General features: G+C 72.2%; 11 protein-coding genes and 1 pseudogene. 4 read left to right on the forward strand and 8 right to left on the reverse strand.

Annotated features, from left to right (window positions below; translation table 11 throughout):
- The first annotated feature begins 170 nt into the window (after positions 1 to 170).
- Together GPJ59_RS24830 and GPJ59_RS24835 are read left to right on the forward strand one after the other, a co-directional pair.
- Positions 171 to 845: an FtsK/SpoIIIE domain-containing protein gene (locus GPJ59_RS24830; protein WP_445271887.1), complete on the forward strand. Its 675-nt coding sequence runs from the start codon at positions 171 to 173 to the stop codon at positions 843 to 845.
- 239 nt (positions 846 to 1084) lie between these two features.
- The gene (locus tag GPJ59_RS24835) at positions 1085 to 3064 is read left to right on the forward strand and encodes a transposase (protein WP_219669916.1); all 1980 of its coding nucleotides are present in this window, start codon (positions 1085 to 1087) and stop codon (positions 3062 to 3064) included.
- A gap of 15 nt (positions 3065 to 3079) precedes the next feature.
- Here the strand turns inward: GPJ59_RS24835 and nucS are convergent, their stop codons facing one another.
- Positions 3080 to 3751 carry an endonuclease NucS gene (gene nucS, locus GPJ59_RS24840; RefSeq protein WP_219669917.1) on the reverse strand — a complete coding sequence of 224 codons (672 nt, stop codon included), beginning with the start codon at positions 3749 to 3751 and terminating at the stop codon, positions 3080 to 3082.
- A 230-nt stretch (positions 3752 to 3981) separates the two neighbouring features.
- Between nucS and GPJ59_RS24845 the strand changes: the two genes are divergently transcribed.
- Positions 3982 to 4374: an SCO5389 family protein gene (locus GPJ59_RS24845; protein ID WP_219669918.1), complete on the forward strand. Its 393-nt coding sequence runs from the start codon at positions 3982 to 3984 to the stop codon at positions 4372 to 4374.
- A gap of 123 nt (positions 4375 to 4497) precedes the next feature.
- Here GPJ59_RS24845 and GPJ59_RS24850 read toward each other — a convergent pair whose 3' ends face one another.
- Positions 4498 to 5529 (reverse strand): LLM class flavin-dependent oxidoreductase, encoded by a 1032-nt coding sequence (locus tag GPJ59_RS24850; protein WP_219669919.1) that lies wholly within the window; start codon positions 5527 to 5529, stop codon positions 4498 to 4500.
- A 238-nt stretch (positions 5530 to 5767) separates the two neighbouring features.
- On the opposite strand from GPJ59_RS24850, the gene GPJ59_RS24855 reads away from it, so the two are divergent.
- Positions 5768 to 6094 carry an ATP/GTP-binding protein gene (locus GPJ59_RS24855; protein WP_219669920.1) on the forward strand — a complete coding sequence of 109 codons (327 nt, stop codon included), beginning with the start codon at positions 5768 to 5770 and terminating at the stop codon, positions 6092 to 6094.
- Between the two features lie 58 nt (positions 6095 to 6152).
- Here the strand turns inward: GPJ59_RS24855 and GPJ59_RS24860 are convergent, their stop codons facing one another.
- From GPJ59_RS24860 to GPJ59_RS37745, 6 genes and pseudogenes are all read right to left on the reverse strand, one after another.
- The gene (locus tag GPJ59_RS24860; protein ID WP_219669921.1) at positions 6153 to 6998 is read right to left on the reverse strand and encodes an ABC transporter permease; all 846 of its coding nucleotides are present in this window, start codon (positions 6996 to 6998) and stop codon (positions 6153 to 6155) included.
- Positions 6995 to 8128: an ABC transporter ATP-binding protein gene (locus GPJ59_RS24865; RefSeq protein WP_219669922.1), complete on the reverse strand. Its 1134-nt coding sequence runs from the start codon at positions 8126 to 8128 to the stop codon at positions 6995 to 6997. The genes GPJ59_RS24860 and GPJ59_RS24865 overlap by 4 nt, the downstream gene beginning before the upstream one ends.
- Before the next feature lie 236 nt (positions 8129 to 8364).
- Positions 8365 to 9132: an ABC transporter permease subunit gene (locus GPJ59_RS24870; protein WP_219669923.1), complete on the reverse strand. Its 768-nt coding sequence runs from the start codon at positions 9130 to 9132 to the stop codon at positions 8365 to 8367.
- A 2-nt stretch (positions 9133 to 9134) separates the two neighbouring features.
- On the reverse strand, positions 9135 to 10205 hold the full coding sequence (locus tag GPJ59_RS24875; protein ID WP_219669924.1) for an ABC transporter ATP-binding protein: 1071 nt from the start codon (positions 10203 to 10205) through the stop codon (positions 9135 to 9137).
- Positions 10206 to 10332: 127 nt separating this feature from the next.
- Entirely contained in the window at positions 10333 to 11271 is a 939-nt protein-coding gene (locus GPJ59_RS24880) for a cellulose-binding protein (RefSeq protein ID WP_219669925.1), read from the reverse strand.
- A gap of 217 nt (positions 11272 to 11488) precedes the next feature.
- A pseudogene (locus GPJ59_RS37745) lies at positions 11489 to 12880 on the reverse strand (hypothetical protein); the annotation flags it as partial.

A 12880-nucleotide genomic window follows, 5' to 3' on the forward strand; every position in this document is an offset into this window, starting at 1 on the left:
CGACGCGTAAGATCGTCGGCAGCGTCGGATGTGTATAAGGGCCAGCCCGGGCGCCGCTGCGCGCCGAGGGCACGCCGACCGGCGGGGCGCGGCCGGCGGCCGCCGCGCTGCCCCTGACCTCGCGGCTGCTGGACGAGCTGGGCCTGGCCCGGGCCACCCCGGCGTCGCTGATGGCCCGTTGGGCGGAGGCCACCGACCAGGGGCAGGCCGTCGGGGGCCTGGCCGAGGTGGTGCTGGGCACCGGTCTGCGCGGCCCGGTCGGGGCCGAGCTGGTGGCCGACGGGCCGCACCTGCTGATCGAGGGCCCGCCCGGCAGCGGCCGTACGGAGCTGCTGCGCAGCGTGGCCGCCTCACTGGCGGCGGCCGCCCGGCCGGACCGGCTCGGGCTGGTGCTCCTGGACGGGGCCGGCGGGGAGCGCGGCGAGGGGCTGGCGCCGTGCACCGAGCTGCCGCACGTCTCGGCGCACCTGGTCGCCGCCGACCCGGTGCGGATGCGGGAGTTCGCCCAGGCGCTGGGCGCCGAGCTCAAGCGGCGGGCGGAGCTGTTGGACGGCGTGCCGTTCGCCGAGTGGCACGCCTCGCTCACGGTCTCCGAGCGGCTGGTCGCCCCGCGCCGCCCGGCCCCCGGCGACGGGCGCCCCCCCACACACCCCCTCCACGCCCCGCGCCGCCCGCCCCGGCCGGCGGCGACACCCGCCGGGACCCGGCCCGCGCCTGACGGGTCCCGGCCCGCGCCTGACGGGCCCGCGTCGTACGGGTCCCCGGACGCACGAAAGCGGGCGGGGCCGGCCCTCACCAGGAGGACCGGCCCCGCCCGCCGGGTCCGGCTGCGAGCTGTTCCGTAATTGCGCACAGTCGATCTTGAGGTTGTGTAGCACCGCCATGGCGCGGGTGGTGTCGTTGATCGTCTTGCCGTGTCGGCGGTGTCCGCGGAGGGCATCGAAGTCCTTGAGGCGGGCGATGCCGTGTTCGGCTCGGGCCCGGCGCTTGGTGAATGGCTTGCTCTTGGTCTTGCTGGTGATGACCTCGGGTGCTCACGTAACGTGTCGTAGGTCAGCTAATGCGGTGACGGGGGTGACGAGGGATGCGGGCTGCGCAGACGCGGAAGTTCCGGGGCAAGAACCAGGCCCCGAAGTGGACCAAGCCGAACGACGGGCAGGTGTCCGTGATGGTGCTGCCGCTCGCCGTCACCGACCCCGCCGACCTTGCCCGGCTGGAGAAGCTGTACGGGGCGATGTGGTCGATCAAGCGCGCCGTCCAGCGGGACGTCCGCGCCAAGGTCGATGCCTACTGGGCCGCGCACCACGAGAGGGAGGAACGGGGCGCGAAGGCCGTACGGCAGCGCCTCGGCCTGTTCCGTGAGGCCCTGGAGCGGTGCGCGTACAAGCACCTCGAAGACTCCGGGCACCTCAAGCACCACGCCTCCAAGGCCCTGGCCATGCACATGGCCGATGAGGTGTGGAACGGCGTGCAGCGCCACCTGTTCCCCGACGCCACCGGCCGCCGCTCCGGACGGCCCAAGGTCGGCCGCTGGTATCGCTTCACCCGCATTCCGGGCCGGGCCCGCTCCCACACCACCGCCAACAAATGGGAGACGTTCCGTCTCGTCGGCACCCTGACCGGTCACGTGATGGCCTGCACCGACGGCGGGCAGCGCGTGCTGATGCAGCCGCGCCGAATGCCGACACCGGCCAAGCCGGACGGCCGTGTGCCCACCGACAAGGGCATGCGCCGGGCGAACTGGTGGGACCACGCCGGGCCGCTCGCCGTGGTGTTCGCCGGCGGCCCCGCGGGCAAGCGCGGTGACCTTGTTCTCCCCGTCCGTATCCCCCAGGGCTCCGGGCAGTGGGCGCGGGTACACCACTTCCTCGACAACCCCGGCCGCTGGCACAAGGTCGACCTCGTACGCCGACGCAAGGCGTCCGCGCCGGGCGGCTGGGTGTACGAGGCGCACCTGATGGTGCTCGGGCCTGGGTACGCCTCTCCGGCCGTACAGCTGATGCGCGACCGCGCCGCCCGGCTCGACCGCATCGGCGGAGTGGACGGCAATGTCTCCAACCTGTCCGTGGTGTCCTTCCCCGCCCAGCTCGACGGTGGCCAGCCGGTCTCCACGGAGATCACGCTGACCGGCGCCGAGCGGGCACGGCTGGAGAAGGAAGCGAATAAGCGTCGGGGTCGTGCGCGGGCGCTGGAGCGCTCTCGCAGGGCGACGAACGCCGGACAGTACGGGCTGTCGAAGAAGCAGCAGCGACGGGCCGAGCGCCGCGCCGCCAAGAGCCTGAAGCCCAAGGCCGTCACGGTGCCCGGCGGTGCCCGCGCTGCCCGCTCGGATGGGGTGCCGAAGCAGTCGTTCCGCGGCGACCGGCTGTCCACCCGCTACCGCGACCAGCGCGCTCGCCAGGCCGAAGCCGCCGCCAGCAGTGCCGAGCACCGCCGCCACCGCGCCCGCCTGGTGGCCCGGGAGATCATCGCCGCCCACGGCCCCGTGCTGGTCGTGGAGGACTGCGACATCCGCACCTGGTTCCGGCTGTGGGGCAAGCGTCTCTCCCAGACCACACCCGGCATGCTCATCTCCGCCCTCACAGTGGAGTGCGAAGCCGCCGGGGGCCGCCTGGTACGGGCTTCCACGTGGAGTACGGCCCTGTCTCAGCACTGCCTGTGCGGCGAGCGCGTACGCAAGACCCTCCGCGACCGGGAGCACAAGTGCACCGCCTGCGGCCTCGTCGGCAAGCACGACCTCGTATCCGCCGCCCTCGCCGCCTTCGTCCGCTACACCGACGTGGACGACCCGAAGACCGCGTTCCTGGATACCACCGCATCCAGGAACGCCCAGATCACCTATGCCCAGGCGCTGGAAGAAGCGCTGCGGGAGTCAACCACACCGAACCCGAACACCCCTCGGGGTGCGGGACGCGTGGCAGTACCACGGCAACGTGGTGCCTCTGCTCCCCGAATCGCCGGACAGCGGAACCGAGCAACCCCGGATGAGCCGCGCCCCGTGCGCGACCACACCGGAGCGCCCGGTCCCCGCACGGCGTACAGTCCACAACTCACCCTCTGGTGAATTGCGGATCAAGTCTTAGAACAGCCTCAGCTTGTCGTCCTCGATGCCGCGCAGCGCGTCGTAGTCCAGGACCACGCACTCCATGCCCCGGTCCGTCGCCAGGACGCGCGCCTGCGGCTTGATCTCCTGCGCCGCGAACACGCCCTTGACGGGCGCCAGGTGCGGGTCGCGGTTGAGCAGCTCCAGGTACCGCGTCAGCTGCTCCACGCCGTCGATCTCGCCGCGCCGCTTGATCTCGACCGCCACCGTCCGCCCGTCGGCGTCCCGGCACAGGATGTCCACCGGGCCGATGGCCGTCATGTACTCGCGCCGGATCAGCGTGTACCCCTCACCCAGGGTGTCGATGCGGTCGGCCAGCAGCTCCTGGAGGTGCGCCTCCACGCCGTCCTTGATCAGGCCCGGGTCGACGCCCAGCTCGTGGGAGGAGTCGTGCAGGACTTCCTCCATCGTGATGATGAGCTTCTCGCCCGCCTTGTTGACGACCGTCCAGACGCCGGCCTCGTCACCCGTCCCCTCCTTGAGGGTGCACGGCGGCGACATCCAGTTGAGGGGCTTGTACGCCCGGTCGTCCGCGTGGATCGAGACACTGCCGTCCGCCTTCACGAGGATCAGACGAGGTGCCGAGGGCAGATGGGCGGTGAGCCGTCCCGCGTAATCGACGGAGCAGCGGGCAATGACGAGACGCATGGTCGGCAACGCTACTCGACGGAGACCCCTCCACGCGATTCGCCCCCGAAAGCCCCGTTCGCCGATGGCGCGTTGTATGCGCATTCTCCTGGTGCGGCCCCCGGCGGGCGCCTACCGTGTTAGCGGGAGGTTGTCGAACGCGCACACTGCGTCGCCGCGCGCGGTGCGGCCTCCTTCCCTGCCCGTAAGACCCCGGACATCCGATGGCCGGGGTCGCGAGAGGAGAACCCATGTCGCTCGACGTCTCACCGGCCCTACTCGAACAGGCCGAGCGAGGCGAGGTCGACGAAGCCGCCTTCGTCGACTGCGTCCGGACCTCCCTGCCTTTCGCCTGGGAGATGATCAGCTCGTTGGTGACCCAGCTGCAGGTCGACGGCGGAGAGTTCGCCGACAACCAGACGCCGCCGCCCGACGAGCAGGCGCGCGGCCAGCTGCTGCGCGCGCTCGCGAGTGACGCGATCCGCGGTGCGCTCCAGCGGCACTTCGGAGTACGGCTGGCCTTCCAGAACTGCCACCGCGTCGCGGTGTTCCCGCTGGACGCCTCCGCCGACGACCGCCTCACCAAGTTCACGTCGATCCGCGGCCAGCTGCTCAACCAGTCGCCGGAACTCCGCGACTGCTGAGTACGCCTGAAGGGGGGCCTAGCTGCCGCTCCGTATCCGTATCCGTATCGCCGGAGGTGCGACCGATACCGGAGCGGCGGCCGTAGATGCATGCAGGCCGGGGCGGGCCGGAGGCGGAGTACGTCAGCCGAGGCGGGGCAGGACCTCGGCGCCCAGCCGCCGCAGGTTCTCCTCGGTCGCGGCGAGGTCCCCGGAGCCCTCGGTGACCAGCGCGAAGCGGGTGATCCCGGTGCGTTCGGCGGTCGCCGCCAGCCGGTCCGCGGCCAGCCGGGGCGTGCCCACCGGGTGCAGGTCGCACAGCAGCTCGGTGTACGCGACGGGGTCCCGCATCGCCCGGTGCCGGCCGTCCACGGTGACGTGGGCGTCAAGGCCCTGCTTCAGCCAGCCGGGCATCGCCTTGAACAGGGCCTCCCGGGCATCGACCGTGCGGTCCGCCAGCTGGCAGACGCCCGCCGAGACGTGGCCGGCCCCGGCGACGACGGAGGGCGCGTGCCCCGCCGCGCGCGCCGTCTCCTGCCACAGTGCGACCATCGCCGCCTTCTCCTCGTCCCCGACGTGCATCCCCAGCAGCATGGGCAGCCCGCGCTCCGCGGCCGTGCGGACCGAGCGCGGCGAGGTGCACGCGACGATCACTTCCGGACTCGTCGTGTCCGGCTCCAGCGCCTCCGACGGACGGGGTACGACGGCCACGTCGCGGAAGTCGAACCGGCCCCCCGCCCCGCCCACGCGCGGCTCGGTCAGCCACCGCCGCAGCAGGTCCAGGGCCTCGGGGAAGGAGTTCTCGTACGCGTCGAGCCCGCCGCCGAACACCTCCAGGTCCACCCAGGGCCCGCCCCGCCCCACCCCGACGGTGAACCGGCCGCCCGAGGTCAGGTGCAGCAGCGCGGCCTGCTCGCCGAGGGCCACCGGGTGGGTGTTGGGCAGGACGCTCACGGCCGTGCCCACCCGCAGCCGCCGGGTCCGGCCCAGCAGCAGCGCGGCCAGGGTCACCGCCGAGGGGCACACCCCGTACGGCACGAAGTGGTGCTCGGCCAGCCACACCGAGTCCAGCCCGGACTCCTCGGCCACCTCGGCGGTCCGCACCGCCCGGTGCAGCGCCTCTCCCGCCCCCTGACCCGGGAACTGGGCCGCCAGTACAAACGCTCCTACGCGCATCGCCTTCTGCCTCCTCGCTGCTGACGCGGCCTCCCCCAGGTGGACCGATGGCGGTGTCCTTGAGTCCGATCGTCGAGTCTTCTTCCGGCAACAACGTCTGACACGTGCCAAAGGCACGGCCTGACACGAAAGTTATTGAGATTGTCGGGGAAACCCTTCCGACCACCCTGCGGGTACCCGCGCTCGCGGCGCGTAGTCTGGGAAAAGTCCCTTGCCACCGCCGAACCGTGAGGTATACGTGTCTCCGCGCCACAACCGCCCCAAGGGCGGCCAGCCCCCGGCCGACCGCTCCGGGACGAACCCCGACCGCTTCGGGCTGGAGCGCACCGAGGAGTACCAGGGCGAGGACTGGAAGGTCCGGCACGTCTCGGGGGCCAGCGCGGCGGGCAAGCGCTACCGCTGCCCGGGCTGCGACCAGGAGATCCCGTCGGCCACCCCGCACGTGGTGGCCTGGCCCGAGTACGGCGGCGTGGACGACCGGCGGCACTGGCACAAGGCCTGCTGGAATGCGAAGGACCGCCGCACCTCGCGGGTGCAGCGGTCCCGTAACGCTCCCCGGTACTGAGGGCCGGACCCGTCACGCGGCCTTGCGGGCCACGTGGCGGCGGCTTCAGGAGGCGGGACTACACGTCGCGGCGGCCGGTCGTCACGTACGAGAAGGCCACCGCCGTGCCCGTGAGCACGACCAGCAGCGCCATGTGCACCCAGTCCCCGGGGGTCGTCGCCACGTCGGTGTTCGGCAGCCCGAAGAGCTGCATCAGCGCGGCGGGCGCGTTGTAGCGCAGGAAGAGCACCCCGACCGGTTCGAGGGCCTCCCAGATGCTGAACATCCCGCCGAACAGCGGCGGCAGCAGCACGATGCCGAGCATCGCGACGACCCCGCCGGCCGAGTGCCGCACCAGCGTGCCGACCGCGAGTGCGAGCACGCCGAGCAGGGTGACGTACAGGCTGCCGCCGAGCCCGCCGACCAGCTCGGCCCGCAGGTCGTGCACGCCGGCGGGTGCGTGGTTGTGCAGGACGGCGGCGGTCAGCCCGACGACGGCGACGGAGCCCGCGACCGCGGTGAACGTGACCCCGGCGAGGACCACGTACTTCGCGGTGAGCACCCGGAAGCGGTCGGGGGCGGCGGTGAAGGTCGTACGGATCAGCCCGGTGCCGTGCTCCGAGGTGATGGTCAGCACGCCGAGCGTCATCACCGACAGCTGCCCGACCAGCAGCCCGAACAGCGCGGGCCCGGTGAAGGGCATGTTCACGTAGTCGATGGAGGTGGTCCGGGTGACGGCGAAGAGGCCGATGCCGGCCACCAGGGCCACCATCGACCCGAGGGTCCACACCGTCGAGCGGACCGAGGTCATCTTCGTCCACTCGGACGCGATCGCGTGCCCGAGGTGCGGTCGCGCCTCGGGCAGCGGCGAGACGTAGCCCGCCGGGTTCCCGGTCGGTGCGGCCGGCTGGGTCGGGGCGGTCATCGAGCGTCCTCGGGTTCGGGTTCAGGTTCGGGTCCGGTGCCGCGGGCCAGGTCGCCCGGGCGGCGGGGCATCAGGAAGGGCCGGCCGCCCGCGCCGGGCGGCGGGGGAGCGTAGAAGGCGGCGGCGGTCGTGGCCGGCACCTCCGGCGGCGCGTCCTCCTCCCACGCGGGCACGGTCAGCGGCTCGGGCTCGAAGAGCTCGGCGCGCGGGTCCTCGGTGGAGGTGTACTCGACCGCGCTCTGCGTCAGGCGCATGTACGCCTCCTCCAGGGAGGCCTTGTGCGGGGACAGCTCCCACAGCCGTACGTCCGCCTCGTGCGCGAGGTCGGAGATCTGCGGCAGCGCCAGTCCGGTGACCCGCAGCGCGCCGTCCGGTTCGCGCAGCACCCGGCCGCCGGCCTTGACCAGGGCCTCGCCCAGGGTCTGTGTGCCATGCGGCGCGGTGTCGGCCGCGCGGACCCGGGCGAAGCCGGCCGCGTTGTGGGTGATGAACTCCTGTACGCCCATGTCGGCCAGCAGCCGGCCCCGCCCGATCACGATCAAGTGGTCCGCGGTCAGCGCCATCTCGCTCATCAGGTGCGAGGAGACGAACACGGTGCGGCCCTCGGCGGCCAGCTGCCGCATGAGGTTGCGCACCCACAGGATGCCCTCGGGGTCGAGGCCGTTGACCGGCTCGTCGAAGAGCAGTACCTGGGGGTCGCCCAGCAGGGCGGCCGCGATGCCGAGCCGCTGGCCCATGCCCAGCGAGAAGGCCTTCGTACGCTGCCGGGCCACGTCCTGGAGCCCGACCACGCCGAGCACCTCGTCGACCCGCTTCTCCGGGATGCCGGAGAGCTGGGCCAGGGCCAGCAGGTGGGTGCGGGCCCGCCGGCCGCCGTGCACGGCCTTCGCGTCGAGCAGGGCGCCGACGTGCCGCTGGGCGTTCGGCAGCTCCCGGAAGGGCATGCCGTTGATCGTGACGTGGCCGGCGGTGGGCCGGTCCAGGCCGAGGATCATGCGCATGGTGGTCGACTTCCCGGAGCCGTTGGGCCCCAGGAAGCCGGTCACATGGCCGGGCCGGACCTGGAAGGAGAGCTGGTCGACCGCGGTCTTGGCGCCGTAGCGCTTGGTCAGGCCGACTGCCTCGATCATCCTCTGCCCCTTGCCATGCGGACGGATTTCGTCCGGGTACGGCTTAAGAGGATATCGAGCGCCGTTCGGTTCCGTCCTGGTCCGGACCCTGAGGAAGCCCTGAGCCGACCCCGAGGACGGCCCGGAGGCGGGGGCCCGTCCCCGACCGGGCGGCCGGTCACGGCCGGGGCCCGGCCGCGGTCAGGTCAGCCCCCGGCCCCGGTGAGGCCCCGGCCCCGGTGAGGCCCCGGCCCCGGTCAGGCGTCGCGCTTCTTCAGCACGAGCAGGCCGCCGGCCACCGCGGCGAGCGCCCACAGCGCCATGATCCCGAGTCCGCCCCACGGGCCGTACGGGACGTCCGGGCCGGCCGGCACGGTCTGCATGATCGCGGAGCCGGCGCTGTTGGGCAGGTAGTAGGCGACCTTCCGGGTGGCGTCCACGACGCCGAGGACCATCGGGAGGATCAGGATGAACGCGATCAGGATGCAGACCGAGGCCGCCGAGTTGCGGAGCATCATGGCGATGCCGATGGCGAACGCGGTGAGCAGCGCGAGGTAGAGGCCGACGCCGGTCACGGCCCGCAGCACGTTCTCCCCGTCCAGTCCGACGCTGTGGTCGCCGAGGAGGGCCTGGCCGAGGAAGAAGGACACGAACCCGGTCGCCAGGCCGACGACGAGCGCCAGCCCCGTGGCGACGGCGACCTTGCCGAGGAGGAGGGTCCCGCGCCGGGGTACGGCGGCCAGCGAGGTGCGGATCATGCCGCTGCTGTACTCGGTGCCCACCACCATGGCCCCGAAGACGAGCACGGCGAGCTGGCCCAGCATCATGCCGGAGAAGCTCATCTGCGTCGCGTCGAAGGTGGCCCGCTCGACTGCGGGCAGCTGGTCCCACGTGGCGTCGACCAGGGCGCAGAGGCCGGCGCCCATGGCGGCGGTGACGGCCAGGACGGTGGCGAGCGTCCACCTGGTGGAGGCGACCGTACGGATCTTGGTCCACTCGGAGCGGAGGATCGGGGACAGGGCCATGGTCACTCCCCGCCCTTGCGTGCCTGCTCGAAGCCGGCGCCCCAGGCGGGGACGTCGGCGGGCCGGGCCGGGTTGTCGGCGGCCATGCCGGGGGCCGCGACCTGGGCCGTGCCGGGGGCGGGCACACCGAGGGCTCCCGGTGCTGCGGGGGCTCCGGGTGCTCCGGGGGCGTGGGCGTGGTACTCGACCGCGTCCGCCGTCATACGCATGAACGCTTCCTCCAGTGAAGCCCGCTGCGGGCTCAGTTCGTGCAGCACGATCCGGTGCTCCGCGGCCAGTTCGCCGAGCCGCTCCGGGCCGGCCTGGTCGACCTCCAGGCTCCCGGTGCCGGGGACCTCGACGGCGGCGATGCCCGCCTCGTGCAGGACGTCCTTCAGCCGCTCCTGCTGCGGGGAGCGCAGGCGGACGTAACTACGGGAGTTCTGGTGAATGAATTCGGCCATAGAAGTATCGGCCAGAAGTCGCCCTTGACCGATGACGATCAAATGGTCTGCGGTCAGGGCCATTTCGCTCATCAAGTGGGAGGAGACGAAGATCGTCCGTCCCTCCGCCGCGAGACCCTTCATCAGATTGCGGATCCAGAGAATTCCCTCCGGGTCCAGACCGTTGACGGGTTCGTCGAACATGAGGATCTTCGGGTCGCCGAGGAGTGCGGCGGCGATTCCCAGCCGCTGCCCCATGCCCAGCGAGAAACCCTTCGACTTCCTCTTCGCCACGGCCGTCAGTCCGACGAGGTCCAGGACTTCCGCGACCCGGCTCGCCGGGATGCGGTTCGACTGGGCGAGGCAGAGGAGGTTGTTGTAGGCGCTGCGCCCGCCGTGCATGGCCTTGGCGTCCAGCAGCGCACCGATGTGCTTCAGCGGCTCCGGCAGGTCCCGGTAGTGCTTGCCGTCGATCCTGACCGTGCCGCTGGTCGGGCTGTCGAGGTCGAGCATCATGCGCATGGTCGTGGACTTCCCCGCCCCGTTGGGGCCGAGGAAGCCGGTCACCACCCCCGGTTTGACCTGGAAGCTGAGGTGGTCCACGGCAGTCTTGCTGCCGAATCGTTTCGTGAGGCCCTCGAGCTCGATCATGCAGGTCACGCTAGAACGCCCGAGGGCCCTGCGCCAGTTCGAACGGCTGTCGCAGGGCCCTCGGCCACGGGGGTGGTGGTTCCGGCACCGGTGCCGGAGCGGTTCCGGCGCGGGGCCGGAGTCGGTACTAGCGGCTCTGCTGCGCCGGGACGCCGCGGGAGACCGGCTCGTCGTCCATCGCCGGGCTGGCGGCGGCCACCGCCGCGCCGGTCAGCGTCGCCAGCATCTCGCGGACGTTGGTCAGCTGCGCGTTGATGGAGTCGCGGCGGTTGGTGAGGGCAGCCAGCTCGCGCTCGGATTCGCTGCGGATGCGGTCGGCCTTGGCGTTGGCGTCGGCCACGATGTCCTCGGCCTGGCGCTGCGCGGTCTCCACCGTCTGGCGGGCCCGGCGCTCGGCGTCCGTACGCAGCTTCTCCGCCTCCAGGCGCAGCTGCTCGGCCCGGTGCTCGATCTCGGCGAGCCGCTTCTCGGCCTTGGCCTGGCGGGAGGCCAGGTCGCGCTCGGACTGCTCGCGGCGCTTGGCCAGGTTGGTCTCGAAGTCCGCGGCGGCCTGGGCGGCCTTGGCGCGGGTCTCCTCGAAGAGGGCGTCGGCCTCCTCGCGCTTGGAGGCGGCGTCCTTCTGGGCCTCGGCGCGCAGGGTCGCGGCGTCGCCCTTGGCCTTCTCGACGATCCGGACGCCCTCGTCCTCGGCCTTCGCCTTGCGGTCCACGGCGAACGACTCGGCGTCGTTGCGGACCTGCTGCGCGGCCGACTCGGCGAGCTCGCGGTGCTGCTCCGCCGCGCGACGGGCCTCCTCGCGCAGGTCCTTCGCCTCCTCCTCCGCCAGCCGCAGGATCTTCTCGACCCGGGCGCCGAGGCCGGCGTACGACGGCTCCGCGTCGGTGACCTGGGCCTGGGCGTTCTGCGTCTCGAGGTGGAGTTCCTCGATGCGCTTCTCCAGGGAGTTGATGCGGGACAGGGCGCTGTCACGGTCGGCGACGAGCTTGGTAATGCGGTCGTCCACCTGACCGCGGTCGTAACCACGCCGCACGAGCTCGAAGCCGAAGGGGGAGGATGTGTCGCTCATGGGGATCCTGTCGAAGTGAGACCGATGAGGTGCTACGTGAGGTGTTAAGGGGAATCCTAGGCGCCGGACCGGCGTGTCATCGAGTCAATCCAGGTTTGCTCTGGACAATGACACCCCTTTTGAGTGGCAAGACGACGGAATGCTTGTCACCCGTACGCCTGAACTCCCATCAGGAGTGCACCCCGTGCACACCTCGGACACACCTCGAAGACACCGGCTAGCCTTCCGACGACTTCCCACCCGACCGGTTGGAACCCGCCGTCGCGCCGGCCTTGACGCCCCCCGCGCCCTGCCCGCCGATGGAAGACTTCCCGCCGCCCGAAGGCGCCTCGAATGATTCCAACGCCTCAAGGACGTCCTGGACACGGGAGATCTCCGCCTGGATGTCCTCGCGCCTGCGCACCAGGACCTCCAGCTCCCGCCGGCCCTCGTCGACCAGCCGCTCCGCCTCGGCCTGAGCCTCCGCTCGGATCTTCTCCGCCTCGCGGACCAGCTCGGCCTTCTTCTGCTCGGCCTCCTTCAGGAGCGCCTCGGCCTTGCGGACCGCGGCGATGCGCACCTTGCCCGCCTCGCTGCTCGCGTCCGAGACCAGCGCCTTGGCCTTCGCCTCCGCCTCCGCGCTCTGCTCGGTCGCGGCCTTCACCAGCTTGTCGACCCGCTCGCCGGCCGACTTCATCTGCTCGGCCGACTCCCGGCGGGCCCGCTCGTGCAGCTCCTCCACCTCGGACTCGACCCGGCCGCGCAGCTCCTCCGCGCGCTCCCTTATGGCGGCGGCGTCCGACCGCGCGCCCACCAGCAGCTCGTCCGCGTCCGTCCGGGCCTTCTCGACCAGCGAGTTGCCCTCCACGGTGGCCTCCGTGGTGATCCGCTTCGCCTCCTTGCGCGCCGCGTCCACCATCGCGTCGGCCTGCTCCTCGGCCTTGGTCGTGGCGGCCAGCGCCGCCTTGGCCGCGTCGCCGGCGAGCTTCTCCGCCTCCGCCGTGGCCTCCGTGACCAGCCGGTCGACCTGCTCGGCCGCCTCCGTACGCCGCTTGTTGGCCGCCTCGCGCGCCTCGTCCAGCAGCCGCTCGGCCTCCTCACGCGCCTCGGTCCGCACCCGCTCGGCGTCGGCCGCCGCCTCCGCCCCGGCCCGCTCCGCCTCGGACCGGGTGCGTGCGGCGTGCTCCTGCGCCGACGACAGCGCCTCGGACGCCTCCGCGCGCAGCCGTTCGGCCTCGGCCGCGGCCTCGCCGACCGTGCGCTCGTTGTCCTTGCGGGTCTCCTCGACGAGCTTCTCCGCCTCCGAGGTCGCCTCGCCGATGAGCCGGTCCGCCTGCTCCGCGGCATCGCCGCGCAGCCGGCCCGCCTCCGCGCGCGCCTCGTCCATGGTCTGCTCGGCCTCGCGCTCGGCGCCGGCCAGGGTCTCGGCCGCCGCGGCCGTGACCCGCTCCGCCTCCGCCGTGGCGTCCCCGACGATCCGGCCGCCCTCGGCGCGGGCGTCGTCCAGCGTCTGCGCGGCCTCGGCGCGCAGCCGTTCGGCCCTGTCTCTTATATCCATCTGACGCTGCCGAAGATCGTAAGCGGGTATTGACTGGTGTGTGACGCAGCATTCAAGTATAATCGGAGGTAA

Origin of the sequence: Streptomyces bambusae (assembly GCF_019400985.1) — a bacterium.
Lineage (GTDB): Bacteria > Actinomycetota > Actinomycetes > Streptomycetales > Streptomycetaceae > Streptomyces > Streptomyces bambusae_A.

Coding starts and splice junctions, on each gene's coding strand:
- GPJ59_RS24830 (WP_445271887.1), top strand. CDS start 171: ATGGCCCGTTGGGCGGAGGCCACCGACCAGGGGCAGGCCGTCGGGGGC.
- GPJ59_RS24835 (WP_219669916.1), top strand. CDS start 1,085: ATGCGGGCTGCGCAGACGCGGAAGTTCCGGGGCAAGAACCAGGCCCCG.
- nucS (WP_219669917.1), bottom strand. CDS start 3,751: ATGCGTCTCGTCATTGCCCGCTGCTCCGTCGATTACGCGGGACGGCTC.
- GPJ59_RS24845 (WP_219669918.1), top strand. CDS start 3,982: ATGTCGCTCGACGTCTCACCGGCCCTACTCGAACAGGCCGAGCGAGGC.
- GPJ59_RS24850 (WP_219669919.1), bottom strand. CDS start 5,529: ATGCGCGTAGGAGCGTTTGTACTGGCGGCCCAGTTCCCGGGTCAGGGG.
- GPJ59_RS24860 (WP_219669921.1), bottom strand. CDS start 6,998: ATGACCGCCCCGACCCAGCCGGCCGCACCGACCGGGAACCCGGCGGGC.
- GPJ59_RS24865 (WP_219669922.1), bottom strand. CDS start 8,128: ATGATCGAGGCAGTCGGCCTGACCAAGCGCTACGGCGCCAAGACCGCG.
- GPJ59_RS24870 (WP_219669923.1), bottom strand. CDS start 9,132: ATGGCCCTGTCCCCGATCCTCCGCTCCGAGTGGACCAAGATCCGTACG.
- GPJ59_RS24875 (WP_219669924.1), bottom strand. CDS start 10,205: ATGATCGAGCTCGAGGGCCTCACGAAACGATTCGGCAGCAAGACTGCC.
- GPJ59_RS24880 (WP_219669925.1), bottom strand. CDS start 11,271: ATGAGCGACACATCCTCCCCCTTCGGCTTCGAGCTCGTGCGGCGTGGT.